General features: G+C 73.9%; 23 protein-coding genes. 7 read left to right on the plus strand and 16 right to left on the minus strand.

Annotated elements, in window-relative coordinates; genetic code table 11:
* The 3 genes from ACZ5WK_RS35240 to ACZ5WK_RS35250 form a co-directional block, all read right to left on the minus strand.
* The coding region (locus ACZ5WK_RS35240) for a PLL family lectin (RefSeq protein WP_465553788.1) at positions 1-730 on the minus strand (730 nt) is incomplete at its 3' end.
* 261 nt (positions 731-991) lie between these two features.
* Positions 992-1,420: a nucleoside deaminase gene (locus tag ACZ5WK_RS35245; RefSeq protein ID WP_465553790.1), complete on the minus strand. Its 429-nt coding sequence runs from the start codon at positions 1,418-1,420 to the stop codon at positions 992-994.
* Complete coding sequence (locus ACZ5WK_RS35250) at positions 1,417-2,280, minus strand: LLM class flavin-dependent oxidoreductase (protein WP_465553792.1); 864 nt, start codon at positions 2,278-2,280, stop codon at positions 1,417-1,419. Before ACZ5WK_RS35250 ends, ACZ5WK_RS35245 begins: the two co-directional genes overlap by 4 nt.
* Positions 2,281-2,374: 94 nt before the next feature.
* Between ACZ5WK_RS35250 and ACZ5WK_RS35255 the strand changes: the two genes are divergently transcribed.
* Positions 2,375-2,848: an Lrp/AsnC family transcriptional regulator gene (locus ACZ5WK_RS35255; protein WP_465553794.1), complete on the plus strand. Its 474-nt coding sequence runs from the start codon at positions 2,375-2,377 to the stop codon at positions 2,846-2,848.
* A 188-nt stretch (positions 2,849-3,036) separates the two neighbouring features.
* Positions 3,037-4,362 (plus strand): alpha/beta hydrolase, encoded by a 1,326-nt coding sequence (locus ACZ5WK_RS35260; RefSeq protein ID WP_465553796.1) that lies wholly within the window; start codon positions 3,037-3,039, stop codon positions 4,360-4,362.
* Positions 4,363-4,451: 89 nt separating this feature from the next.
* Here the strand turns inward: ACZ5WK_RS35260 and ACZ5WK_RS35265 are convergent, their stop codons facing one another.
* Positions 4,452-5,861, minus strand: coding sequence for an MFS transporter (locus ACZ5WK_RS35265; protein WP_465553798.1), 1,410 nt, complete (start codon positions 5,859-5,861; stop codon positions 4,452-4,454).
* Positions 5,862-5,988: 127 nt separating this feature from the next.
* Between ACZ5WK_RS35265 and ACZ5WK_RS35270 the strand changes: the two genes are divergently transcribed.
* The gene (locus ACZ5WK_RS35270; protein ID WP_465553799.1) at positions 5,989-6,654 is read left to right on the plus strand and encodes a helix-turn-helix domain-containing protein; all 666 of its coding nucleotides are present in this window, start codon (positions 5,989-5,991) and stop codon (positions 6,652-6,654) included.
* On the opposite strand, the gene ACZ5WK_RS35275 is transcribed toward ACZ5WK_RS35270, so the two are convergent.
* Positions 6,646-8,085 carry an MFS transporter gene (locus tag ACZ5WK_RS35275; RefSeq protein ID WP_465553801.1) on the minus strand — a complete coding sequence of 480 codons (1,440 nt, stop codon included), beginning with the start codon at positions 8,083-8,085 and terminating at the stop codon, positions 6,646-6,648. The genes ACZ5WK_RS35270 and ACZ5WK_RS35275 overlap by 9 nt on opposite strands.
* Complete coding sequence (locus ACZ5WK_RS35280) at positions 8,082-8,537, minus strand: GNAT family N-acetyltransferase (RefSeq protein ID WP_465553803.1); 456 nt, start codon at positions 8,535-8,537, stop codon at positions 8,082-8,084. Before ACZ5WK_RS35280 ends, ACZ5WK_RS35275 begins: the two co-directional genes overlap by 4 nt.
* Positions 8,538-8,665: 128 nt before the next feature.
* On the opposite strand from ACZ5WK_RS35280, the gene ACZ5WK_RS35285 reads away from it, so the two are divergent.
* Positions 8,666-9,187: a CGNR zinc finger domain-containing protein gene (locus ACZ5WK_RS35285; RefSeq protein ID WP_396319077.1), complete on the plus strand. Its 522-nt coding sequence runs from the start codon at positions 8,666-8,668 to the stop codon at positions 9,185-9,187.
* An 85-nt stretch (positions 9,188-9,272) separates the two neighbouring features.
* On the opposite strand, the gene ACZ5WK_RS35290 is transcribed toward ACZ5WK_RS35285, so the two are convergent.
* Both ACZ5WK_RS35290 and ACZ5WK_RS35295 read right to left on the minus strand, forming a co-directional pair.
* The gene (locus tag ACZ5WK_RS35290; RefSeq protein ID WP_465553806.1) at positions 9,273-9,665 is read right to left on the minus strand and encodes an ArsR/SmtB family transcription factor; all 393 of its coding nucleotides are present in this window, start codon (positions 9,663-9,665) and stop codon (positions 9,273-9,275) included.
* Positions 9,662-10,108, minus strand: a complete 447-nt coding sequence (locus ACZ5WK_RS35295) for an SRPBCC domain-containing protein (protein WP_465553808.1) — start codon at positions 10,106-10,108, stop codon at positions 9,662-9,664. Before ACZ5WK_RS35295 ends, ACZ5WK_RS35290 begins: the two co-directional genes overlap by 4 nt.
* Positions 10,109-10,244: 136 nt before the next feature.
* Here ACZ5WK_RS35295 and ACZ5WK_RS35300 point away from each other — a divergent pair, with 136 nt between their 5' ends.
* Positions 10,245-10,892, plus strand: a complete 648-nt coding sequence (locus ACZ5WK_RS35300; protein ID WP_465553810.1) for a LysE family translocator — start codon at positions 10,245-10,247, stop codon at positions 10,890-10,892.
* 55 nt (positions 10,893-10,947) lie between these two features.
* Positions 10,948-11,445 carry a cupin domain-containing protein gene (locus tag ACZ5WK_RS35305; RefSeq protein WP_465553812.1) on the plus strand — a complete coding sequence of 166 codons (498 nt, stop codon included), beginning with the start codon at positions 10,948-10,950 and terminating at the stop codon, positions 11,443-11,445.
* Between the two features lie 343 nt (positions 11,446-11,788).
* Here the strand turns inward: ACZ5WK_RS35305 and ACZ5WK_RS35310 are convergent, their stop codons facing one another.
* Positions 11,789-12,820 carry a LacI family DNA-binding transcriptional regulator gene (locus tag ACZ5WK_RS35310; RefSeq protein WP_465553814.1) on the minus strand — a complete coding sequence of 344 codons (1,032 nt, stop codon included), beginning with the start codon at positions 12,818-12,820 and terminating at the stop codon, positions 11,789-11,791.
* A 76-nt stretch (positions 12,821-12,896) separates the two neighbouring features.
* On the minus strand, positions 12,897-13,760 hold the full coding sequence (locus ACZ5WK_RS35315; protein WP_465553816.1) for a MurR/RpiR family transcriptional regulator: 864 nt from the start codon (positions 13,758-13,760) through the stop codon (positions 12,897-12,899).
* A gap of 54 nt (positions 13,761-13,814) precedes the next feature.
* On the opposite strand from ACZ5WK_RS35315, the gene ACZ5WK_RS35320 reads away from it, so the two are divergent.
* On the plus strand, positions 13,815-14,702 hold the full coding sequence (locus ACZ5WK_RS35320; RefSeq protein ID WP_465553818.1) for an EamA family transporter: 888 nt from the start codon (positions 13,815-13,817) through the stop codon (positions 14,700-14,702).
* Between the two features lie 149 nt (positions 14,703-14,851).
* Here the strand turns inward: ACZ5WK_RS35320 and ACZ5WK_RS35325 are convergent, their stop codons facing one another.
* The 6 genes from ACZ5WK_RS35325 to ACZ5WK_RS35350 form a co-directional block, all read right to left on the minus strand.
* Positions 14,852-15,637 (minus strand): GNAT family N-acetyltransferase, encoded by a 786-nt coding sequence (locus ACZ5WK_RS35325; RefSeq protein ID WP_465553820.1) that lies wholly within the window; start codon positions 15,635-15,637, stop codon positions 14,852-14,854.
* A 65-nt stretch (positions 15,638-15,702) separates the two neighbouring features.
* Entirely contained in the window at positions 15,703-15,873 is a 171-nt protein-coding gene (locus ACZ5WK_RS35330) for a hypothetical protein (protein WP_465553822.1), read from the minus strand.
* 109 nt (positions 15,874-15,982) lie between these two features.
* Positions 15,983-17,077, minus strand: coding sequence for a WD40/YVTN/BNR-like repeat-containing protein (locus ACZ5WK_RS35335; protein WP_465553824.1), 1,095 nt, complete (start codon positions 17,075-17,077; stop codon positions 15,983-15,985).
* Between the two features lie 230 nt (positions 17,078-17,307).
* Complete coding sequence (locus tag ACZ5WK_RS35340; protein WP_465553826.1) at positions 17,308-18,837, minus strand: dihydrolipoyl dehydrogenase family protein; 1,530 nt, start codon at positions 18,835-18,837, stop codon at positions 17,308-17,310.
* On the minus strand, positions 18,834-19,400 hold the full coding sequence (locus tag ACZ5WK_RS35345; protein ID WP_465553828.1) for an OsmC family protein: 567 nt from the start codon (positions 19,398-19,400) through the stop codon (positions 18,834-18,836). Before ACZ5WK_RS35345 ends, ACZ5WK_RS35340 begins: the two co-directional genes overlap by 4 nt.
* 173 nt (positions 19,401-19,573) lie before the next feature.
* Positions 19,574-20,332, minus strand: coding sequence for an alpha/beta fold hydrolase (locus tag ACZ5WK_RS35350; protein WP_465553830.1), 759 nt, complete (start codon positions 20,330-20,332; stop codon positions 19,574-19,576).
* Positions 20,333-20,575: the final 243 nt, after the last annotated feature.

The following is a 20,575-nucleotide window of genomic DNA, read 5'->3' on the forward strand; positions in this document are numbered from 1 at the left end:
CGTACCAGTAGCGGTCCTGCACCGAGCCGTTCGCCCCCACGTACCAGACCTCCATGCTGTTGGGGATGCGGGAGACCGCCGCGATTCCGCCGGTGATGGAGGCGCTGCCGGCGGGGGAGAGTTCGAACCCCTGCCAGTTGCTGCCCTCGTACCAGTAGCGGTCCTGCACCGAGCCGTTCGCCCCCACGTACCAGACCTCCATGCTGTTGGGGATGCGGGAGACCGCCGCGATTCCGCCGGTGATGGAGGTGCTGCCGGCGGGGGAGAGTTCGAACCCCTGCCAGTTGCCGCCCTCGTACCAGTAGCGGTCCTGCACCGAGCCGTTGGCCCCGACGTAGAAGACCTCCATGCTTCCGGGGATGCGCGACACCGCCGCGATTCCGCCGGTGGTCGCGGCACTGCCGGGAGGTGCGAGTTCGAACCCCTGCCAGTTGCTGCCCTCGTACCAGTAGCGGTCCTGCACCGAGCCGTTGGCGCCGATGAACCAGACCTCCATGCTGCCGGGGATGCGCGAGACGGCGGCGATACCGCCGTTGAGGGAGGCGCTGCCGGCGGGCGCCAGCTCATAGCGCCTCCACGGCGCCCCGTCGTACCAGTACGCCCCCTGCACGGAGCCGTTCGAGGCGACCCACCAGACCTCCATGCTGCCGGGGATGCGGGAGACCGCCGCGAGCCGGCTCGACGGATCCGAGCTGCCGGCCGACGAGAGCGTGAATTGGTTCCAACCCATCTCGGATCCTCCAGTGCTTCGCTGTCGGAACACCCGGGCCGGAAGGTCCCGGCCCGGTCCGCGTGAGCCGTCGTCCGTTTCCCGGAGCGAGTGCTCAACGCGTGCTCTCACGTTAGGAATCCGCCGCGACGGGAGCATGAGGCCGTGGTCCCGAGTGCGTCCCGGGACCAGTGCACCAGCCGGGACCGCCCCGCCATGGGACAGACGGGGTCGGGCGACGACAGGCGGGAACGGGCGGCTACGGGCCGGGACGGCGGACGGTCAGCGGTAGTACCCCTCCACCACGGCCCGCACCTCGTCGAGCAGCGCCGGGCCCTCCTGCGGGACGGGGAGCCGGCCGCTGCCCGGCCTGATGTCCAGGAGCTGTTCGTTGGAGAGGGCGAACACCACCCGCCGCAGCCCCGCCTGCTGGATGACCGCCTCGCACATCCCGCACGGCTGGCAACTGGTGTACATCGTGGTGTGCGCCGCCGTGGCCGCGTCCAACTCCCGTGCGGCCCACCGCGCGAGCTTCAGTTCCGGGTGCGCGGTGATGTCCCGGTCGGTGAGGGTCGTGTTGCGTTCCTCGACCAGGACGGTGCCGTCCGGGCCGGCCAGCAGCGATCCGAACGGCGGGTTGCCGCTCGTGCGGGCCTCGGCGGCGAGCACGATGGCCCGGCGGAGGAGGGTGTGGTCGTCGGGGGTGGTCATGACTGCTCCGTACCTGTGCGGGGTGGGTAGAAGTGCGCGGCCACGGTGGCGAGCGCCTGCCAGGCCGGCTGGGGGTGGCAGGTGTCGCGGGGGTCACCGCTGTAGGGGTCGAGGACGACGGTGTCGGCGCCCAGCAACCGCAGTTGGTCGAGGTCGGCCATGATCTGGTCGATCGTGCCCTCCCCGGCGAGCCGCTGCGGTCCGCCGACCGGACTCGCGGTGGGCTTGAGCGCGATCCGCGGGGCGAAGGCGGGGACGGGCCGGTGCTGCGCGTCCGCGAGCTCCTTCAGCCTGGCCACGGACTGGCGCAGCACCGGCAGGGTGCAGCGCAGCGGGTGCCAGGCGTCCCCGAACCGGACGGCCCGGCGCAGGCCCGCCTCGCTGTTGCCGCCGACCCAGACCGGGATCCGACGGGCTCCGTAGGCGGCGGTGTCCGCCCAGGCCGCCTTGACGCCCTGGAGGTGGGCGTCGGTCAGGCGGCCCCGCTGCTCGAACGGGATGCCGAGGGCGGCGAACTCCTGCCGTGCCCAGCCGACCCCCACGCCGAGGACCAGCCGGCCGCCGCTCAGCTCGTTCAGGTTGGCCGCCATCCGGGCGGTGAGCAGCGGGTGCCGGTAGGGCGCGATGAGGACGGTCGTGCCGAGCCGGACCCGGCCGGTGACGCCGGCCAGCCAGGACAGGGTGGTGAACGGCTCGTAGAAGGGGGCCGGATAGCGCTCGGCGACGTCGGGCGTGATGGCGACGTGGTCCGAGACCATCAGCAGGTCGAACCCCAGGCCCTCCACCGTCTGGGCCCAGCTGCGCAGGACTCCCGGGTCGGTGCCGGGGCCGAAATTGAGGACGTTGACTCCGATCTTCACGAGCTCAAGGCTAGCCAGGCCGTACGGGCCGTCAGAAGGGATTCCTCGCTGTTCAGGAGCGGTTGGCCCGTGGATTCACCGGTAATCTGGCCGGATGACCGAGAGTCTTGACGCAACGGACTGGGCGATCCTGGCCGAGGTCCAGCAGGACGGCCGGATCCCGTTCACGGAGCTGGCGCGGCGGGTGAACCTCAGCGCATCGGCGACCACCGAGCGGGTGCGCCGTCTGGAGACCGCCGGGGTGATCACGGGGTACCGCGCCGAGGTGGACCTCGAACGCACCGGGTACGCGGTGCTGGCGGTGGTCCGGCTGAAGTACCCGGGGCCGGGGACGCGGCATGAGCCGCTGCGGCGCCTGGTCGAGGAGCGCCCGGAGATCCTGGAGTGCCTGCGCACCACCGGGGACGACTGCTACGTCCTGAAGGTGGCGACCACGTCGATGGGTCACCTGGAGGAGGTCGTCGACTCCCTGGCCCGGTTCGGGAGCACGACCACCAACCTCGTCCTCAGCCGGACGCTGCCGTTCCGCGGCCCGCGCGTGCCCCGGGCGGCCACCCCGCCGCTCTGAGGTCCTCGGCGCCGTCGGCCGGGTCCCCACCGCGGGCGGCGAGCGGCGTTCGCGTGGCCCGGCTTCGACGCGGGGCTGACCTCCCAGGTTTCTCCCAGCAACCGGCAACCGAACGGGCGTTCCCTGCTGTCTCTCCTGACACCGGGCATGCGGGCCCGGGCGGCACAGGAACTGGGCACCGGAACGCGATGAACCTGACAGGCACTCCCTTCTTCGTCCTCACGATCCTCCTGTTCGTGGGCTCCATCGCGCTGGCCATGGCGCAGTGGCGCGGCAGAGGGGTCTTCGGATGGGTGCCGGGCGTACGGGCGCCGGGCGGAGACGCACCGACGGGAGACGCGCCGGGCGGGGACGTGCCGGACGGGGGCGTACCGGGCGGCGGTGTGCCGGGCGGGGCCGGTCCGACCGGAGGCGTGCCGGGCGGCGGTGTGCCGGGCGGGGCAGTGCCGGGCGCGGGGGCCCGACGGGGGCGCGGCCCGCTGCGGACGCTCTCCTACCTCGGGACCATCCTGCTCTGTCAGTTCACCGCCGTGACCATGGTCTTCGTGGTGGTCAACAACGAGAACCAGCTCTACGACAACTGGGGCGACCTGCTGGGCACCTCGAACCACGTCCGGGCCGTGCCGGTGCCCCCGAAGGACGAGGGCCTCGCCGAGGACCGGGCCGCCGCCTCCGCAGGCGCCTCCACCACGCCCGCGCCCAAGGTTCCGCAGGCCTTCCACGCCCCGGACTCCGACGCCGTGCCCAGGAGCGTCAAGCAGGCCGATCTCAAGGGCAAGCTCTCCGGCGTCGACGGCGAGGTCCTGGTCTGGACGCCTCCGCAGTACGACGACCCCGCGTACAAGGACAAGACCTTCCCGGTGGTCGAGCTGCTCGCCGGTTACCCCGGTGCGTCCAGCGCCTGGTTCGGCGAGACCATGGACGCGGCCAAGCAGCTCGAACCGCTGATGAAGTCCGGTCAGGTGACGCCGTTCATCCTGGTCTCACCGCGCGTCACCCTGCTCGGCAAGACCGACACCGGCTGCGCCGACGTCCCGGGCAAGGTCAACGCCGACACCTGGCTCTCGCGGGACGTCCCGCAGATGGTGATGGACAACTTCCGGGCCGACACCACCGCGGACCGCTGGGCCCTGTCCGGCTACTCCGCCGGTGCCCACTGTGCCAGCCGCCTCGCCCTCGCCCACCCCAACCGCTACCGCGCCGCGATCAGCATGTCCGGCTACAACGACCCGGCCGGCGAGGCCGTGTCACTGACCGCCAAGGACCCGAAGCTGCGCGAGACCTCCAACCCCCTCTACATCCTCACCCACGCCGCCACCCCGCCGAACGTCGCGCTCTACGTGACCGGCAAGCGGGGCGACGGCCTGGAGGACGCGACCGCTCTCCAGCAGGCGGCGAAGAGCCCCACGACCGTCACCCCCGTCGAGACCACCGGCCCGCACCTCACGTCGACCTGGAAGCCGCTGGTCGTCCCGACCTTCAAGTGGCTCACGGGGATCATCCCGCCGCGGTAGGGGTACCGCCTGCGCCCGGACGGGGTGGTGCGGCGCGGTGCGGGTCGGGCCGGTCGGGCCGGTGCGGGGCCCGACCACGCCGGTGCGGGTCATCCCGCGCGGCGGGCGGGCGGAACGGCCGCGCGGGAGTACCGGGCCACGACGAAGAGGAACAGCCCGCAGGCCACCACGACCAGCCAGCCGGGCCGGGAGGCCCGGGCGAGGCCGTCCGGGCCGACACCCGCGACCAGACCCCCGGCGACGGCGATGCCGACGGCCGAACCGATCTGCCGTGCGGTGGAGGTGATCGCCCCGGCCACACCGGCCCGGGCCGGCGGCAGGCCGCTCACGGCGGTGTTGGTGATCGGCGCGTTGGCGAAGCCGAAGCCGGTGCCGATGAGCAGGTAGGCCACCAGGAGCAGCGGGAGGTTCACGTCCTCCGCCGGGCTCACCAGGCAGAGCACGCCCCCGGCAGTGATGAAGGTGCCCGCGAGGAGGAGCGGCCGTCGAGCTCCGACCCGCCCCACCAGGCGGCCGGACAACGGTGCGCAGACGGTCGCCCCCAGCGCCATCGGCAGGGTCGCCGTGCCCGCCGCGAGCGGCGTCCATCCGCGAGCGTGCTGGAGCCAGAAGGTGGTGAGCAGAAGGCTCACGGTCAGCGCGACGAACACCGCCACGGCGCCCAGGGCCGCCGTGGTGAACACCGGCCGCCGGAAGAGCCCGAGGTCCATCAAGGGCTCGCTCCGGTGCCGTTCGACCCGGACGAATCCGGCCGCCGCCGCCACGGCCAGGACGTATCCGGCCAGCGCCAGGGGCGAGGTCCACCCGATGCGGGGCCCTTCGATGAGCACAGCCACCGTGAGACACACGGCGGCGGTGAGGAGCAGCTGGCCGGGCAGGTCCAGCCGGCGCGCGCGCTCCGCGCGGGACTCGGGCACGAACACGGCACTCAGGACGACGGCTGCGACGATGACCGGAGCGTTCACCCAGAACACCGACCGCCAGCCGAACGCCGCGATCAGCGCCCCGCCCGTCACCGGCCCGGCCGCCATGCTGAGCCCGAAGACCGAGGCCCACACGCCGATCGCCTGCGCGCGCTCCTTCGGGTCGGGCATCGCGTTCACCACGATCGCCAGGGCCACCGGGCTGAGCATCGAGGCCCCGACCCCCTGGAGGGCCCGCGCCGCGACGAGTGCGCCCATCGACGGGGCGATCGCACAGGCGAGGGAGGCCACGCCGAAGACGGCCAGCCCGCACTGGAACACGCGGCGGCGCCCGAAGCGGTCCGCGAGCGCGCCGGACGAGATCAGGAGGCTGGCCAGGACGACGGTGTAGGCGTCCACGATCCATTCCAGGCCGCGCGTCCCCACGCCCAGGCCGCGCCCGATCGTGGGCAGGCCCACGTTGACGATGGTGGTGTCCAGGCCGACCAGGAACATGCTCAGCGCGCAGACGGCCAGCACCGTCCAACGCCGGCGCACACTCATTGCGGGTTGGACAGCCAGGGATGTTGTGCTCACGGGCCCACCTTCCAGTCCGGGACTTCCGGTGGGCCCATGCTCGGATCGGGCGTGGGCGTGGGCCCACAAAATTTGCGAAGACTGCAAAACTGGACGTGTGGACGCCGAACCGGCAGGAGCCGAACTCATGCAGACCGAACCCGCTCACGCCGAGCCCGCTCAGGCCGGCTCCGGACAGACCGGGGTCGCGGAAGCCGAACTCGCCGATATCCTCGACGGCATCGGGCCGCGGCTGCGCTCCCTGCGCCGCGACCGCGGACTCACGCTGGAGGCGCTCGCGGCCGAGGTCGGGATCTCGGTGAGCACGCTGTCCCGCCTCGAATCCGGCAAGCGCCGCCCGACCCTCGAACTGCTCATCCCGCTGGCGCGCACGCACCGCGTCGCGCTCGACCAGCTGGTGGCGGCGCCGGCCACCGGCGACCCCCGTGTCCATCTGAAGCCCCGCCGCAGGGAGCCCGGCAGCGTCCTGGTGCCCCTGACGCAGTACCCGGGACGCGTCCAGGTCTTCAAGCAGGTCCTCGCGCCCCGCGAACCGAAGCTCGTGACCCACCTCGGCTACGAATGGCTCTACGTGCTGGCCGGCGAACTCCGACTCGTCATCGGAGAAAGCGAGTTCACGCTCCGCCCGGGCGAGGTGGCGGAGTTCGACACCGGCGAGCCGCACTGGTTCGGCCCGGCCGGTGCGAACGCCGTCGAGATCCTGCACCTGTTCGGACCGCACGGCGACCAGGCCGTCGTCCGCACCGGGCCGTCCTCGGCACCCGCACCCGCACCCGCACCCGCATCACCGTGAACTGTCGCCGGAGCGCGTCGGGCCGCCGACGGCTGTGACCACCAGGGCGAGAGCGGTCACCGCTGCCAACACTCCCCAGACCGGCGCGAATCCGTGCACCGAGTCCTTGAGCAGGCCGAGGGCGGGCGGCACCAGGACGACGGCGACCTGCGTCACCGCCATGGCCAGGCCGAGGGCGAATCCCGTCCTCTCCGGCGGGGCCGACTCGGCCACGTAGGCGACCCACGGGCCGTACCAGCCGATGCCGAAGAACCCGAGCCAGGCGAACAACACGCAGGCCCCCACGGGCGATTGGCCCAGGGGCGTGATCAGCGCCGCCATCCCCGCCGCCACCGCGGCCATGCACGTCATCACCGGGGTGTAGCGCCCGGACCGACTGCGGTCGCTCCAGGCGGCCAGGCAGATGCGCCCGGCCGCACCCGCGCACTGGGTGACGACGAGGACCGCGGCCGTCGGGCCCGCTCCGAGCGACGTCACGTCATGGAGGTACAGCGCCGTCAGAACGCCGACGCCGCAGTGCACCGAGACCAGGGTCAGGCCGGACAGCACGGCCTTGACCAGGGCAGGTTCGCGCAACATCCGCACTCGGTCGCCGAGTTGCGACGCGAGTGGGGCGCGCGGCTTCCTCCCGGGCAGGGCAGCCGGGGCACTCGGGGTGACCGGGTCGGCCGGGGCAGCCGGGGCGCTCGGGGTGACCGGGGCGTCCGGGGCGTTCACGGTGGGCGGTTGTCGGTAGAGGCCCATGAAGACGACGGCCCCCAGCAGCGCGACGGCCCCGCCAGCCGCGAACGCCGCCCGCAGGCCGAACGCCTCGGCGAGGGTGGGCAGGACGGCAGCGGCGAGCGCCCCGGCCAGGGGGAGCCCCGCCTGGCGGATGCCCATCGCGAGGCCTCGCCGGGAGGGGTCGAACCAGGACGCGACCGACTTGCTCCCGCCGGGCTGTGCGGTGCTGTAGCCCGCGCCGACCACCAGCAGCACGAGGAGCAGGGCCCCGTAGCCCTGCACCAGGCTGCCCGCGGTCAGGCCCGCGGCGACCACGCCGGCGCCGATCCCGACGACCCAGCGCTCGTTGTAGCGGTCCAGCAGTTCCCCGGCCACCAGCAGGCCGACGAGCGGGACCAACTGGGCCGCCGAGAGCAGGAGTCCGAGCTGGGCGGTGCTCAGGTGCAGGTCGCGCCGGAGGAGGACGCCCATCGCGCCGATGCCCTGGACGAAGAAGCAGGACGCGGCCTGGGTGAAGGTGGCGATGCCGAGGACGACCCACCGGTACCGCCCGCTGCGTGGCGTGGCGGTATCAGGTGCGGGAGCGGGTGCGACAGCGGTCGGCCCGGCAGTGGCTGGTGCGGCAACGGCTGGTGCGGCAACGGTGGTTGTGGGGGCGGCGGGTGCGGTGGCGACGTTGCCGGCGGCGGGCGGGTTGCGGCCGGTCACGGGCGCCAGTACAGGGCCGGGTCGGGGTGGTCCACGAAGCCGAGTTCTCGGTAGAGCGGTCCGCCCTCGTGGGAGGCGTAGAGGTCCACCCGGGCGACGTCCCGCTCGCGGAACCAGTCGAGCAGGCCCCGCATGATCGCGCGGCTGTGGCCGCGCCGCCGGTACGCGGGGGCGGTGACGACACCGATCACGAGCCCGGCCCGGCCGTTGCGCAGGTGCGGTCCGGGCAGCCGCTGTTCGACCGATCCGATGCCGCAGGCGGCGAGGCCGTCACCCTCGTCGCCGTCCACCACGAGGATCCGCATGGTGCCTGCGGCGAGCTGCCGCTTCAGGACGTCGGCCAGCGCGTCCCGCCAACTGCCGTCCCCCGAGGATGGGTTGAAGTACTCGCCGCCGAGCTGCTCGAACAGCAATGCGCGCAGGCGGACGAGTTCGGAGATGTCCTGCTCCACGGCCGGGCGTACCCGGGAATGGCTCTCGAGGTGCCGGCCGGTTCCATGGCCGGTTCGGTGGCTGATGGGCTGACTGACGGTGTGACTGATGGGGTGACTCATGCCGACCAGAGTGCTGTCATGGTCTTATGCACCTCAACCCTTACGGCGAGGACGCCGTGAACCTGGCCGCCGACCTCGCCAACCGGCGCCCCACCACGGCCGAGGAGCTCGCCGAACGGTGCCGCGCGGCCGGGCTCGTGGTGGACGGCCCGGCCGCGCCGAACGACCTGGAGCGCACGGCGGCAGCGCTGGACACCTGGGAGAAGGTCGTCGACGCCGCCGACGAGCACGACCGCGCCGAGCTGCTCAACCGGATGCTGGCCGCCGCCTCCGACCACCCGAGGCTGACCGACCACTCCGGCGACGGCTGGCACCTGCACTACCGGGACGACCGGCAGTCGCTCGGCCGGCTGCTCTGCTCGCTGATCTCCGTCGGCACCGCGCTGCACCTGGTGGGACGGGGCATGCACCGCCTCGGCCGTTGCGCGGTCACCGAGTGCACCACGATCTTCGCCGACACCACCCGCACCGGGCGGCAGCGCTACTGTTCCCACCGCTGCGCCAACCGGGACGCGGTACGCCGCCACCGCGCGAGGCACGCGCGATGACGGCACACCGGCGCGGGCCGCGGCCCGGCGCCTCTCACGCCTCGGCGCCTCTCACGCCTCGGCGCCTCTCACGCCCCGGCGCCTCTCACGCCTCGGGGTCGCCGTCGCGGCGCGCCTCCCGCTCCGCCGCTTCGGCGACGCGCTTGATGGCGGCCAACCGCCGGTCCCAGTCTGTGGCCAGCGCCGCCATCCACCGGGCGGTCGCGTCCAGGGCGGCCGGGCGGACGGTGTACCGGACCTCGCGGCCGGCCCGGCCGCCGGTGACCAGGCCCGCAGCGTCCAGCACGGCGAGGTGTTTGACCACGGCCTGCCGCGAGACGGGGAGTTGATCGGCCAGGGTGGTCGCGCTGGCCTCGCCGTGGGCGGCGAGCAGGTCGAGCAGCCGGCGCCGGGTCGGGTCGGCCAGCGCGGCGAGCACGCTGTCGACGGGCTCCGCCTGTTCGGCCCGTTCTGTGGCGTCGGAGTGTTCGCCGGTCACACCGACGACTGTTCGACGCGCTTCTTGAAGGCGTCCAGCACCTGCGGCCAGCCGTCCGTGTTGTCCTTCAGGGCCTTGCTGCGCAGGTCCTCGGAGCCGGCCAGCGCCACGAACCCGCTCTCCACGACGTGCAGCCGGGTCTTGTCGCCCTCCTGCACCAGCGTGAACTCCACGAGGGTGCTGTTGTCCGCGCGCAGGTCCTCGCCGGGGAAGGCGCTGGCCCAGCGGTAGGCCAGGTAGGTCGGCGGCTCGACCTTCTCCACCCGCACGGGGAAGTCGCCGTACTCGGCGTTCCTCGCCACCATCGACTCGCCTTCCTTCGCCACGGTGCCGGGCAGGCTTGCCTCGTCGGCGACCCAGAATCCGGGCTGGGCCACCAGCGGCCAGACCCGCTCCACCGGTGCTTCGATCAGGATGTCGCGCTCGATCCGGTCCTTGCTCATGAGGGGCTCCTCCGTTGCTGCCAGTAGATGCAACTCCAGGGTTGCACATCGCCCCGGCAGGTGCAACCGGTGGGTTGCATCAAGGGCCGGGGTCGTGGCGGAAAAGCGCTGTGGCCGGGAACGGCCCCGTGCTTACATGGGGCGCATGGTGTCGACCGACCGGTTGCTGGCATTCGCGGCCATGTCCTTCCTGCTGATCGTGATCCCCGGCCCCAGCGTGCTGTTCGTGATCGGGCGGGCCCTGGCGCAGGGGCGCCGGGCCGCGCTGACCACGGTCGTGGGGAACACGCTCGGTGCCTACGTGCTCGTCGTGGCCGTGGCGTTCGGGGTCGGGGCGGTGGTGGAGCGCTCGGTCCTCGTCTACACGGGGCTGAAGCTGGTCGGCGCCGCGTACCTGGTCCACCTCGGTGTCAAGGCGGTGCGGCAACGCGGTTCGCTGCAGGCAGTGTTCACCGGTGAGGGCCCCGCGCACGGCAGCCTGCGCACCCTGTGGGAGGGGTTCGCCGTCGGCGTGGCCAATCCCAAGACCATGGTGTTCTTCGCCGCCGTGCTCCCGCAGTTCGTGGACCGAGACCGGGGCCACGTCACGGTGCAGATGCTGCTGCTCGGCCTGATCTTCAACGTCATCGCCGTGGTCTCGGACAGCCTGTGGGGGCTGGTCGCGGCCACCACGCGGAGCTGGTTCGCCCGCTCGCCGCAGCGGCTCGCCCTGGTCGGCGGGGTCGGCGGGCTCACCATGATCGGCCTCGGGGCGACCGTCGCCGTGACGGGCCGTAAGGACTGACACCCGCACTTCTGTTGACGTACGTTCGGCGTGGTCAAGAGTTCAGGAGCGAGTCATGTCCCTCTTCATCCCCGACTTCGACGAGACCGTCGTCGTGCGCGCCGCCGACGCCGAGCTGACGGGCGCGGGCGGCCCGGTGACCAACCAGCTGCTCGTCGACAGCCCGGCCACCGGCGGAGCGCTCTCCAGCATGCGGGTCACCCTCGGCAAGGGTGCGAACGGCGCCCGCCCGCACCACCACGGCAAGTCCGCCGAGATGTTCTACGTCCTCGACGGCACCGCCCAACTGCTCTCCGGCGACCAGGTGGTCACCGCGGAGCGCGGCGACGTGGTCGTCGTACCGCCCGGCACGCAGCACGCCTTCGCCGCCGCCCCCGGCGAGATCGCGGACATGCTCGTCATCATCACGCCCGGGGTGGAGCGCTTCGAGTACTTCCGCCACCTGGACCGCATCCGCTACGGCAAGGTGCCGCCGGAGAGCCTCCTGGAGGTCCAGGAGCTCTACGACTCCTACTTCGGGACCAGCGCCGTCTGGGACGCCGCCCGCGGATGACCCTCCCGTGGGCCGGCGAAGCCCGCCGGGCAACGCCGACCCGCGCCGCCCCCGGACCGCCCATCCGGGTCCCGGCCCAGTGCCGACGCCGCGCGCCCGGGTCGGGCGAGGTGCTCCGGCCGGGAGATGACGCCGTCCCCGTCCACGTCCAGCATGGCGAAGATGTGGCTCTTGGCGGTGGTGGTGTCCCTGCGTGCGCCTTTCGCGGGGGTGCGGAACGGGGTCGACGTGATCCTTCGCCCTGACGAACGCGCGCCCCGGCCGGGGGTCACTGCCGGTCCGACCCGCCGACGGCCACGCCGCCCGGGCAGCCGAAGGGCGCGGCTCGCCCGTTCGCCCCGGATCAGCCGCCTTCCGGCGTGCAGCCGCAGGAGCGGCGGACCACCAGCCGGGTGGGGAACGTCCGCGCGCCCGCCGGGGCGGGCTCCTCGTCCGCGCGGGCCTGCAGCACCAGGTCGACGGCGGCGCGTGCCATCTCGTCCTGGGCGGCGGCCACGGTGGTGAGCGGCGGTCCGGCGATGACGGCCTCGGCGATGTCGTCGAAGGCGGCGACCGCGAGGTCCTCCGGGACGCGGATGCCCAGGTCGTCGGCGGCCCGCAGCAGGCCGATCGCCTGGTCGTCCGTCGCGCAGAAGACGGCCGAGGGGCGGTCGGGGCGACTCAGCAGCGCGCGCGCCTCGGCGTGCGCCCGGACGCGGTCGAACGGTGCCGGGGTCAGGTGCCCGTCGGCGGGCAGACCGGCCTCGGCGAGGGCGGCCGCCCACCCGGCGGTCCGGGCGGTCACCGGGTCGTTGTGGCTGAGCGCGAACGTGCCGCCGAAGCAGTGCACCCCGGCGTGGCCGTGCGCCAGCAGGTGGCGCACCACCTCCTGCGCCCCGCCCTCGTCGTCCGCGACGACGGCCACACCGCTCTCGGTCTCCGCCCGGTGGTGCAGCAGCACCACCGGAGTGCCGTCGCCGGCGTCGACCCCGGACACCCCGGGCACGGCCGGGTCCTGCGTCACCAGGATCAGGCCGTCCACCTGCATCCCGAGGAACGCCCGGATGTAGTGGGCCTCGCGCTCGTCCGCGTAGTCCGAGTTCCCGATCAGCAACAGCCGGCCGCGCTCGGCCGCGGCCTGCTCGACCATGTGCGCGAGCCCCGCGAAGAACGGCTGCCGGGCGTCCGGGACGACCATGCCGATCAGGTTGGTCCGCCGCCGGGCCATGGCCTGCGCGACCCGGTTCGGCCGGTACCCGAGCTCCTCGACCACCGCCAGCACCCGCTCCCGGGTCGCCGCCGCCACGGGCCGCGGCCCGTTGTTGATCACATAACTGACAACTGCGGTAGACGTCCCCGCCGCCCTCGCCACATCGTCCCGCGTCACCCTCGCCATGTCTGCGAGCCTACACACCACCTCTGACCGTCCGGCCCGGCATTTCCCGGCCGCGCGGCGGCCCTGCCCGCCGCGGTCAGTACAACTGGTCGGCCACGACGTCCGCCGACAGGGTGAGCGCCCGCTCCGCCGCCTCCCCCCTCCGCGCCAGCAGGGTGAGCGTCAGCGCGTCGACGGCGGTCAGGTGGGCGATGCGGCTGGCGGTGGTCTCCAGGCCGAAGACGAGGTCCTGGCCGCCGGCGACGAGGGTGTGGGTGGCCAGCTCGGTGAGGGGGGAGCGGGCGTAGCTGGTGAGGGCGATCACGGCCGCGCCGGCCTCACGGGCGCAGCGGGCGGTGTCGACCACCGTCTGCGTCGCGCCGGTGTGGCTGACGACCAGGCAGGCCGCGGCGGGCGGCAGCTGGGCCGCGGCGAGCTGGGCGGTGAGCGGGTCGGCGGGGGCGTCGACCAGCAGGCCGAGGGCGCGCAGGCGGTAGGCGGCGTCGAGGGCGACCGCACCGGAGAGGCCTGCGCCGACGAGCAGCACGTGGCGGGCGGCGTCCAGCGCCTCGGCCGCGGCTCGCAGGTCGTCCGCGCCGAGGGTGGTGGCCATCCCGTCGAGCGCCTCGCGGGCGGCCCGGACGGTGTCGGCGAGCGCCCGGGCGGCAGGGTCCCGCCGGTCGTCGGGGGAGGGCGTCGGGGCCGGGGCCTGCCGGACGGCCGCGATCTTCAGCTCCTGGTAGCCGCGGAACCCGAGCCGCTGGCAGGCCCGGACCACGGACGAGGACGCGGTGCCGGCCAGCTCGGCGACGTCGCTCACGCTCAGGTGCACCAGGTCGGCTCCCCGGTCCAGGACGACCTGGGCGACGCGGGCCTCGGTGCCGCGCAGCTCGCCGAGGTGGGCGCGGATGTGGGCGGCCAGCTGGGATTCCAGGGGAGAAAAATCGGAACGGTCTTCCATGGATCTACTGTAGCGTGGAATCCGGTTCCAGACCTGGCTGGAGGGAGCTTTGCCATGCCCGAGATCGCGCTCGCGCTGCCGGGCGGCGGGTCGGCGGCGGCCGTGCCCGTCGCCGTCCTCGCCGCGGCGGTCCTGCACGCCGTCTGGAACGGGCTGGCGCACCGGATCCAGGACAAGCTGGTCGGTTTCGCCCTGATCAACCTCGCCTACACGGCCTGCGCGGTGGTCCTGGTCGTGCTCTGTCCGCTGCCGGCCGCCGAGTCCTGGCCGTTCCTCATCGCCTCGGTGGTGATCGAGGTGACGGCCCAGATCCTGCTTCTCCGGGCCTACCAGCTGGGGGACTTCGGGCAGATGTACCCGATCGCCCGCGGTTCGGCGCCAATGCTGGTGGCACTGCTCTCGGTGACGCTGCTCGGGCAGGGCCTCGGCGGCGGGCAGCTGCTCGGCGTCCTGGTGATCTCCTCCGGCCTGATCGGGCTCGCCTTCGCCAAGGGGATACCCGGGCGGGCGCAGCTGCCCGCGCTCGGGGCGGCCGCCGGTACCGGCGTGATGATCGCCGCGTACACCGTGCTGGACGGCAGCGGCGTGCGGCATGCCGGGACGGTCGGCGGCTACGTCGCCTGGCTCTTCCTGCTGCAGGGGCCGAGCCTGGCCCTGATCGTCCGGCTCCGGCGCGGGCGGGGCCTGTTCGCCGGGGTCAGCGGCTCGGTGGTGCGGGTCGGGCTCGCCGGCGGGGTGCTCTCGCTGACCGCCTACGGGCTGGTGGTCTGGGCGCAGTCCCGGGGCAACCTGGCGAGCATCGCCGCCCTGCGCGAGACGAGCATCGTCATCGCGGCGCTGATAGCCACGGTGGTCTTCCGCGAGCGCCTCGGCCGGCTGCGGATGACCGCCAGTGCCATCGTCCTGGCCGGCATCGCGGTCCTGGAGTTGGCCCACCCGTAGACCGGGCCGCCCGTTTCGGCGGCGGGGGTTCCGGGGCTCCCGGGCCATGGGGCGGTGGGGCTGAGGGGCGCGGGGCTCCCGGGCTGCGCGCCGCGGGCGGCCGCGGCGGGGCCTGGCTTGCGGCCCGGTCTCGGGCCTGGCGGCGGGGCTCAGGGGACGGCGACCGTCAGGGTGGACTTGGTCACCCGGAAGCCGAGCGATTCGTACAGGCGCCGGGCGGGGTTGCCCTCGGTGACCGCCAGTCCGACCTCGGTGCGTCCGTGGCCGGCGAGGTCGCCCAAACAGCGGTGCAGCAGCTCGCGGCCGAGGCCCGGGTAACTGCGCTCCGGGTGGCGGAAGATCTGCGCGACCCACGGCACGCCGTCGAAGTCGGTCAGGACGAGGCCGCCGACGACCTCGTCCTCGTCGTCCACCACCAGGGAGCCGGCCGGCAGCAGCGGCCCGATGACCTCTCCGGAGAGGACGCGTCGCAGCTCCTCCCGAAGCTGCTCGTCACTGGTGGGCCGGTGGTCCGGGTGGCCCGGGCCGAAGGCGGTGCGGCACGCCGCCAGCATCGTCCCGGCGTCGCGATCGCACGGCACCGCGCGGAACCCGTCCCGCAGCGGGGTCCGCGCCCACGCGGCCCAGCCGACGGAAGGAGGATCACCGGTGAGGTCCCGGTGCATGCTGTGGCCGTGGCGGACCACGGCCGCCCCGCGGCCGCGCAGCCGCTCGCCGAACTCGACGGGACAGGTAACCATCCAGCCGGCCATGGAGGCCAGCACGAACTCCACCGGATCGGCGGCACTGACGGCAGCGCCGCCGGCCTGGCCCGGCGCCAAGGCCTCCAGCAGGCTGGCCCAGGGCCGCCCCTCCCGCTCACCGCGCAGGAACCGCACCACAGGAAGGCCGTCGATGTCGCGCCCGAACTCCCAGTCAGTTTCCTTCTCCGCCATGCCGTCCGTCCGATCTCCGAGGGCAGCCGTCCACCCGCCATGCTCGGCGATGGCCCCTCTCGGGATCAACCGGGTTGCCCGCCCGGGCCGTTACCGAGCGGGCCGAGGGAGCCGAAGCCGCGAACGGGAGCCGCGGTGGCGCAGCCGGGCTTCCGGCGGGCCCCGGAGGCGAAGCCCTCGTGCAACAGCGCGGTGAGACCGTCGCGCGGGGACGGCTCCGGGGCGGTGTCCCGCATGGCGGGCGGGCTCCCGTCCGGGTGCGGGCCGGGGGCGTCGGCAGGCGCGTCCTCGGCCGTACCCGCCCCCGGACTCGCGCCGGACTCGCGCCGGACTACGCCCCGGGCCTCAACCGACCACCGCCGCCCGCACGCAGAGCACGTCCGGCAGGTGGGAGGTGAGCAGGGACCAGCTCTCGCCCTCGTCGGGGCTGCCGAAGACGTCGCCGTTGCGGTTGCCGAAGTAGATGCCGGCCGGCTCGGCGTCGTCGGTGCGGAGGGCGTCGCGCAGCACGACGCCGTAGTGGTCCTCACCGGGGAGGCCCTTGCTGAGCGGGAGCCAGCTGTCGCCGCCGTTGTCGGTGCGGAAGACGCGGCAGCGGCGGTCCGGCGGGATCCGGTCGTCCGCGCCGCCGAGCGGGAAGAGGTAGGCGGTGTCGGCGCGGCGCGGGTGCGTGGCGACGGCGAAGCCGAAGTCGGCGGGCAGGCCGTCGGTGACGAACTGCCAGCTGGCACCGGCGTCGTCACTGCGGTAGACGCCGCCGTGGTTCTGCAGGTAGAGGCGGTCGAGGTTGACGGCGTCGCGGGCGATCTTGTGCACGCACTGGCCGAACTCGGGGTACTGGTTCTCCTCGGGGAGGAACTCCGCGCGCAGGCCGGTGTTGGACGGCTCCCAGCTTCCGCCGCCGTCCTTGCTGCGGTAGACACCGCCGCTGGAGACGGCGACCAGCAGGCGCCCGGCGTCGCGCGGGTCGGTGAGGACGGTGTGCAGGCCCTGGCCGCCGTAGCCGGCGCCCCACTCCGAGCGCTGCGGGTGTGCCCAGAGCGACTCGACCAGGGCGAAGGTCTCGCCGCCGTCCTCGGAGCGGAACAGCGCGGCGGGCTCGGTGCCCGCATAGACGACCCCGGGCGCCTCGTCGCCGGCCGGCTGGAGCTGCCAGACCCGGGTGAGCGAGGCGCCGGTGTGCTCGGGGAAGCGGATGGCGGGCTTGGGCGGCTCGGACCAGCTCGCGCCGAGGTCGTCCGAGCGCCAGACCGACGGCCCCCAGTGGCTGCTGTCGGCGCCGGCCAGCAACCGGACGTTCCCCGCCCGGCGGTCGATCGAGACGGAGTAGATCGCGTTCATCGGGAAGTGCGGCCCGCTGAACTCCCAGTTCAGCCGGTCGCGACTGCGGCCGAGAAAGAGGCCCTTCTCGGTTCCGACAGCCAACAGCACCTCGGTCATGCCACACACCACCTGGTCGGCGAAACGGCCCCCCTCCGGGCACCCCCTCCACCGGCCAGTGTCCCGCCGTCCACCCGAGGGCACATCTCGCCGCGCCGGTGACGGCCCGGTGGCGGTGGCGGGTCCGCGCCGGCGACGGCCCTGTTCCGGCGACCGTCCTTCGCCGGCGACGGCCCTGTTCCGGCGACCGTCCTTCGCCGGTACCCGCCGCACGCGGCGAGACGGCTTCCTCAGCCCCGGCACCCCTCCAGCAGCCGCAGCCAGACCTCGCTGATCGTGGGGTACGCGGGCACGGCGTGCCAGAGCCGGTCGATCGGCACCTCGCCGACCACCGCGACGGTGGCCGAGTGCAGGAGCTCCGCGACCCCGGGGCCGACGAAACAGGCGCCGACCAGCACCTCCCGGTCCAGGTCGAAGACGACCCGGGCCTTCCCCCGGTAGTCGTCGCCGTACAGCGAGGCGCCTGCGACGGCGCCGAGGTCGTGGTCGACCGCCGTGACGCGAAGGCCCAGCCGCTCGGCGGCGTCCAGGGTGAGGCCCACGGCCGCCACCTCCGGCTCGGTGAAGACGACCTGCGGCGCACCGGCGCTGTCTGCGGACGCGGCGTGCGCGCCCCAGCGCGACGTGTCCAGCGGCCGCCCCTGGGCGCGCGCCACGATGGCGGCGCCCGCGATCCGCGCCTGGTACTTGCCCTGGTGGGTGAGCAGCGCACGGTGGTTGACGTCCCCGGCCGCATACAGCCAGGCACCGCCCGAGCCGCCCGAGCCGCCCGAGTCGCCCGAGCCGTCCGAGGCGGCCGCGCCGAGCACCGTGCAGCTGTCGTCCACGTCCAGCCAGGAGCCGGGCTTGAGGCCGACCTGCTCCAGGCCGACGTCCGCGGTGCGCGGCGCCCTGCCGGTGGCGTACAACACCTCGTCGACGGTGAGCCGCTCGTCGTCCGCCAGCACCAGGGTGACGTGAGAGCCGTCGGCCCCCGAGCCGTCCACCCGCTCCAGCGAGGCCACCGAGACCCCGAACCGCACGTCCACCCCGGCCGCCCGCAGACCCTCGGCGACCAGCTCGCCGGCGAACGGTTCCATCCGGGGCAGCAGCGCGTCGCCGCGGACCAGCAGCACCACCTCGGAGCCGAGTGCCCGCCACGCCGTGGCCATCTCCACGCCGACCACCCCGCCGCCGACCACCGCGAGCCGCCCGGGAACGGTGGGCGAACCGGTCGCCTCGCGGTTGGTCCAGGGGCGGGCCTCGGCCAGTCCGGGAACGGCCTGCGGCAGCACCGGCCGGCTGCCGGTGCAGACGGCGACCGCGTGCCGGGCGGTGAGCACCCGCTCGCTGCCGTCCTCGGCCTCGACGGTGACGGTCCGGACCCCGGCCAGCCGGCCGTGGCCGCGGACCAGCTCGATGCCGGTGTCGCGCAGCCACTTCACCTGGCCGTCGTCCTGCCAGTGCGAGGTGAACGAGTCACGCCGGGCCAGCACCGCGGCCGGGTCCAGCGCCCGGCCGCCGACGGCCTCGCGCGCTCCCGCCACCGCCCGGGCGCCCGCCAGCGCGGCGACCGGTCGCAGCAGCGCCTTGCTCGGCATGCACGCCCAGTACGAGCACTCGCCGCCCACCAGCTCGCTCTCCACGATCACCGTGCGCAGGCCGGCGGCGGCGGTGCGGTCGGCCACGTTCTCGCCGGTGGGTCCGGCGCCCACCACGATGACGTCGTACTCCTCGGGTGCGGCCGAGGAGGAAGAAGAGGCGGAAGAAGTGGTCGTCACGCGTGGTCCTCCGTCGTGTCGATGGCCACCCCGGCGCGCAGGGCGAGGGTGACGGGTGTGCGTTCGCAGATGTCGAGCAGCCGGGTGCGCTGGGTGTCGTCGAGCGCGCCGCTGAGTGCGACCCGGCGCGTGATCCGGCCGTTGCGCCCGTCCGTCTCGTACCCGAGCCTGACCCGGACGGACTCCAACGGCCACTCCTTGCGTTCCGCGTACATCCGGAGGGTGATCGCGGTGCAGGAGCCGAGCGAGGCGAGCAGCAGGGCGAACGGCTCCGGCCCGCTGTCCGAACCGCCGCGCCGCACCGGCTCGTCGGAGGTCAGCGGGTGCGTGCCCGCCTTCACGTCCACATGGAACGGCGCGTCGGCGGAGGTTCCGGTCACCAGGGCGGTGGTGACCCGCCGGAACTCGGGGGCGGCGGCCTGCGCGTCGTCCTGCGTGGCGCCCGGCGCGGTACTCCCGTCGACGGTTGTACTGACGGTCGGACTGGTCGGGTTCTGGCTCATCGCGGGCTCGCCCTCGCTGTCGGTGGGTCGGCGCCGGGCGGGTGCCGACGCCGTGCCCATCCTGCGACGATTCGCCCGCTCGGCGCAGCCGAACACGCGGACGGTGCGCTCTCGGCACAGGCCCAGGGCCCCGGAGGCAAGCCGGGCCTGCACGGCGGGGGACCGACCCGCCCGACCCGCCCGGCCGCCCGGCCCGGCCCGACGACCCGCCCGGCCGGACGGCCCCGAACGCCTCAGGCCGTCGGGAGTTCCGCCAGCTCCGCCAGCTCCGCCAGCACCGACGCCGTCTCGGCCGGCCGGGAGAACATCGGCCAGTGGCCGGTCAGCACCTCCCGCAGCTCCCATTCCGGACCGCCGAGCGCCGCGAAGTACGGGTGGCCGGCCGCGATCATCGCCCGGACCTGCTCCAGCGGGATGGAGCACGAGATCAGGGCCTTCGGCAGCTTCGCGGCCCGGCCGGCCAGCCGCACCGGCTCGCTGACCGTCCGGGCCGGCTGGTCGGTGGCCAGCTCACGGAACCGGGCCAGCCCGGTTTCGTCGATCCCCTCCACGCCGGCCCCGCCGGAGGCCAGCACGTCCCAGGCCGGCAGCGGGAGCCGCCACCCGTCGACCATTGAGGCCTCCAGCGTCTCGCGGTAGGCCGGCTCCCAGAGGTCGCTCAGCGCGACGCCGTCGTCGAGCGGGCCGGAGTCGACGAAGACGACCCGGCGGATGCGCTCGGGGACCCTGTCGGCCGCGCCGGAGACGGCGATCGTGCCGCCGCTGTGGGCGACCAGCACGACGTCCCGGAGGTCCTCCCCGGTCAGCAGGTCGGTCAGGTCGGCGATGTGGGTCTCCGCGCCGACCTCGGGCGAGGCCTCGCCCGCCCGCTCGGCGAGACCGGGCAGGGTCACCGCATGGACGGTGTGCCCGGCCGCGCGCAGGGGTTCGGCGACCGCGTCCCAGGCCCAACCTCCGAGCCAGAAACCGGGGACGAGTACGAAGGTGCTCATGGTTGATCGGTCCTCTCCGGGCAACTTTGCCGTCAGCACTGTGCCGACGGCCCTTTCCGGCGTTGGCGGCCTTGCTTACTCGGCGGCCTTGCCGTCCTTGCTTCCCTGCCGTCCTTGCTTCCTTGCGGTGCAAGGCGATCGGCGCACCGGCGACGTCACGCTCCGCCCGCCGCCACGCCGACCTCGCTACGCCGACCCTAGGATCGAATCCGGACAGAACACGACCGGATTTACCGGCCGGAT

The sequence above is a fragment of the Kitasatospora sp. NPDC032757 genome (genome assembly GCF_055579305.1).

Coding starts and splice junctions, on each gene's coding strand:
- ACZ5WK_RS35310 (WP_465553814.1), bottom strand. CDS start 12,820: ATGGCGAGGGTGACGCGGGACGATGTGGCGAGGGCGGCGGGGACGTCT.
- ACZ5WK_RS35270 (WP_465553799.1), top strand. CDS start 5,989: ATGCAGACCGAACCCGCTCACGCCGAGCCCGCTCAGGCCGGCTCCGGA.
- ACZ5WK_RS35335 (WP_465553824.1), bottom strand. CDS start 17,077: ATGACCGAGGTGCTGTTGGCTGTCGGAACCGAGAAGGGCCTCTTTCTC.
- ACZ5WK_RS35260 (WP_465553796.1), top strand. CDS start 3,037: ATGAACCTGACAGGCACTCCCTTCTTCGTCCTCACGATCCTCCTGTTC.
- ACZ5WK_RS35295 (WP_465553808.1), bottom strand. CDS start 10,108: ATGAGCAAGGACCGGATCGAGCGCGACATCCTGATCGAAGCACCGGTG.
- ACZ5WK_RS35285 (WP_396319077.1), top strand. CDS start 8,666: ATGCACCTCAACCCTTACGGCGAGGACGCCGTGAACCTGGCCGCCGAC.
- ACZ5WK_RS35315 (WP_465553816.1), bottom strand. CDS start 13,760: ATGGAAGACCGTTCCGATTTTTCTCCCCTGGAATCCCAGCTGGCCGCC.
- ACZ5WK_RS35330 (WP_465553822.1), bottom strand. CDS start 15,873: ATGCGGGACACCGCCCCGGAGCCGTCCCCGCGCGACGGTCTCACCGCG.
- ACZ5WK_RS35325 (WP_465553820.1), bottom strand. CDS start 15,637: ATGGCGGAGAAGGAAACTGACTGGGAGTTCGGGCGCGACATCGACGGC.
- ACZ5WK_RS35320 (WP_465553818.1), top strand. CDS start 13,815: ATGCCCGAGATCGCGCTCGCGCTGCCGGGCGGCGGGTCGGCGGCGGCC.
- ACZ5WK_RS35245 (WP_465553790.1), bottom strand. CDS start 1,420: ATGACCACCCCCGACGACCACACCCTCCTCCGCCGGGCCATCGTGCTC.
- ACZ5WK_RS35305 (WP_465553812.1), top strand. CDS start 10,948: ATGTCCCTCTTCATCCCCGACTTCGACGAGACCGTCGTCGTGCGCGCC.
- ACZ5WK_RS35255 (WP_465553794.1), top strand. CDS start 2,375: ATGACCGAGAGTCTTGACGCAACGGACTGGGCGATCCTGGCCGAGGTC.
- ACZ5WK_RS35300 (WP_465553810.1), top strand. CDS start 10,245: ATGGGGCGCATGGTGTCGACCGACCGGTTGCTGGCATTCGCGGCCATG.
- ACZ5WK_RS35345 (WP_465553828.1), bottom strand. CDS start 19,400: ATGGGCACGGCGTCGGCACCCGCCCGGCGCCGACCCACCGACAGCGAG.
- ACZ5WK_RS35350 (WP_465553830.1), bottom strand. CDS start 20,332: ATGAGCACCTTCGTACTCGTCCCCGGTTTCTGGCTCGGAGGTTGGGCC.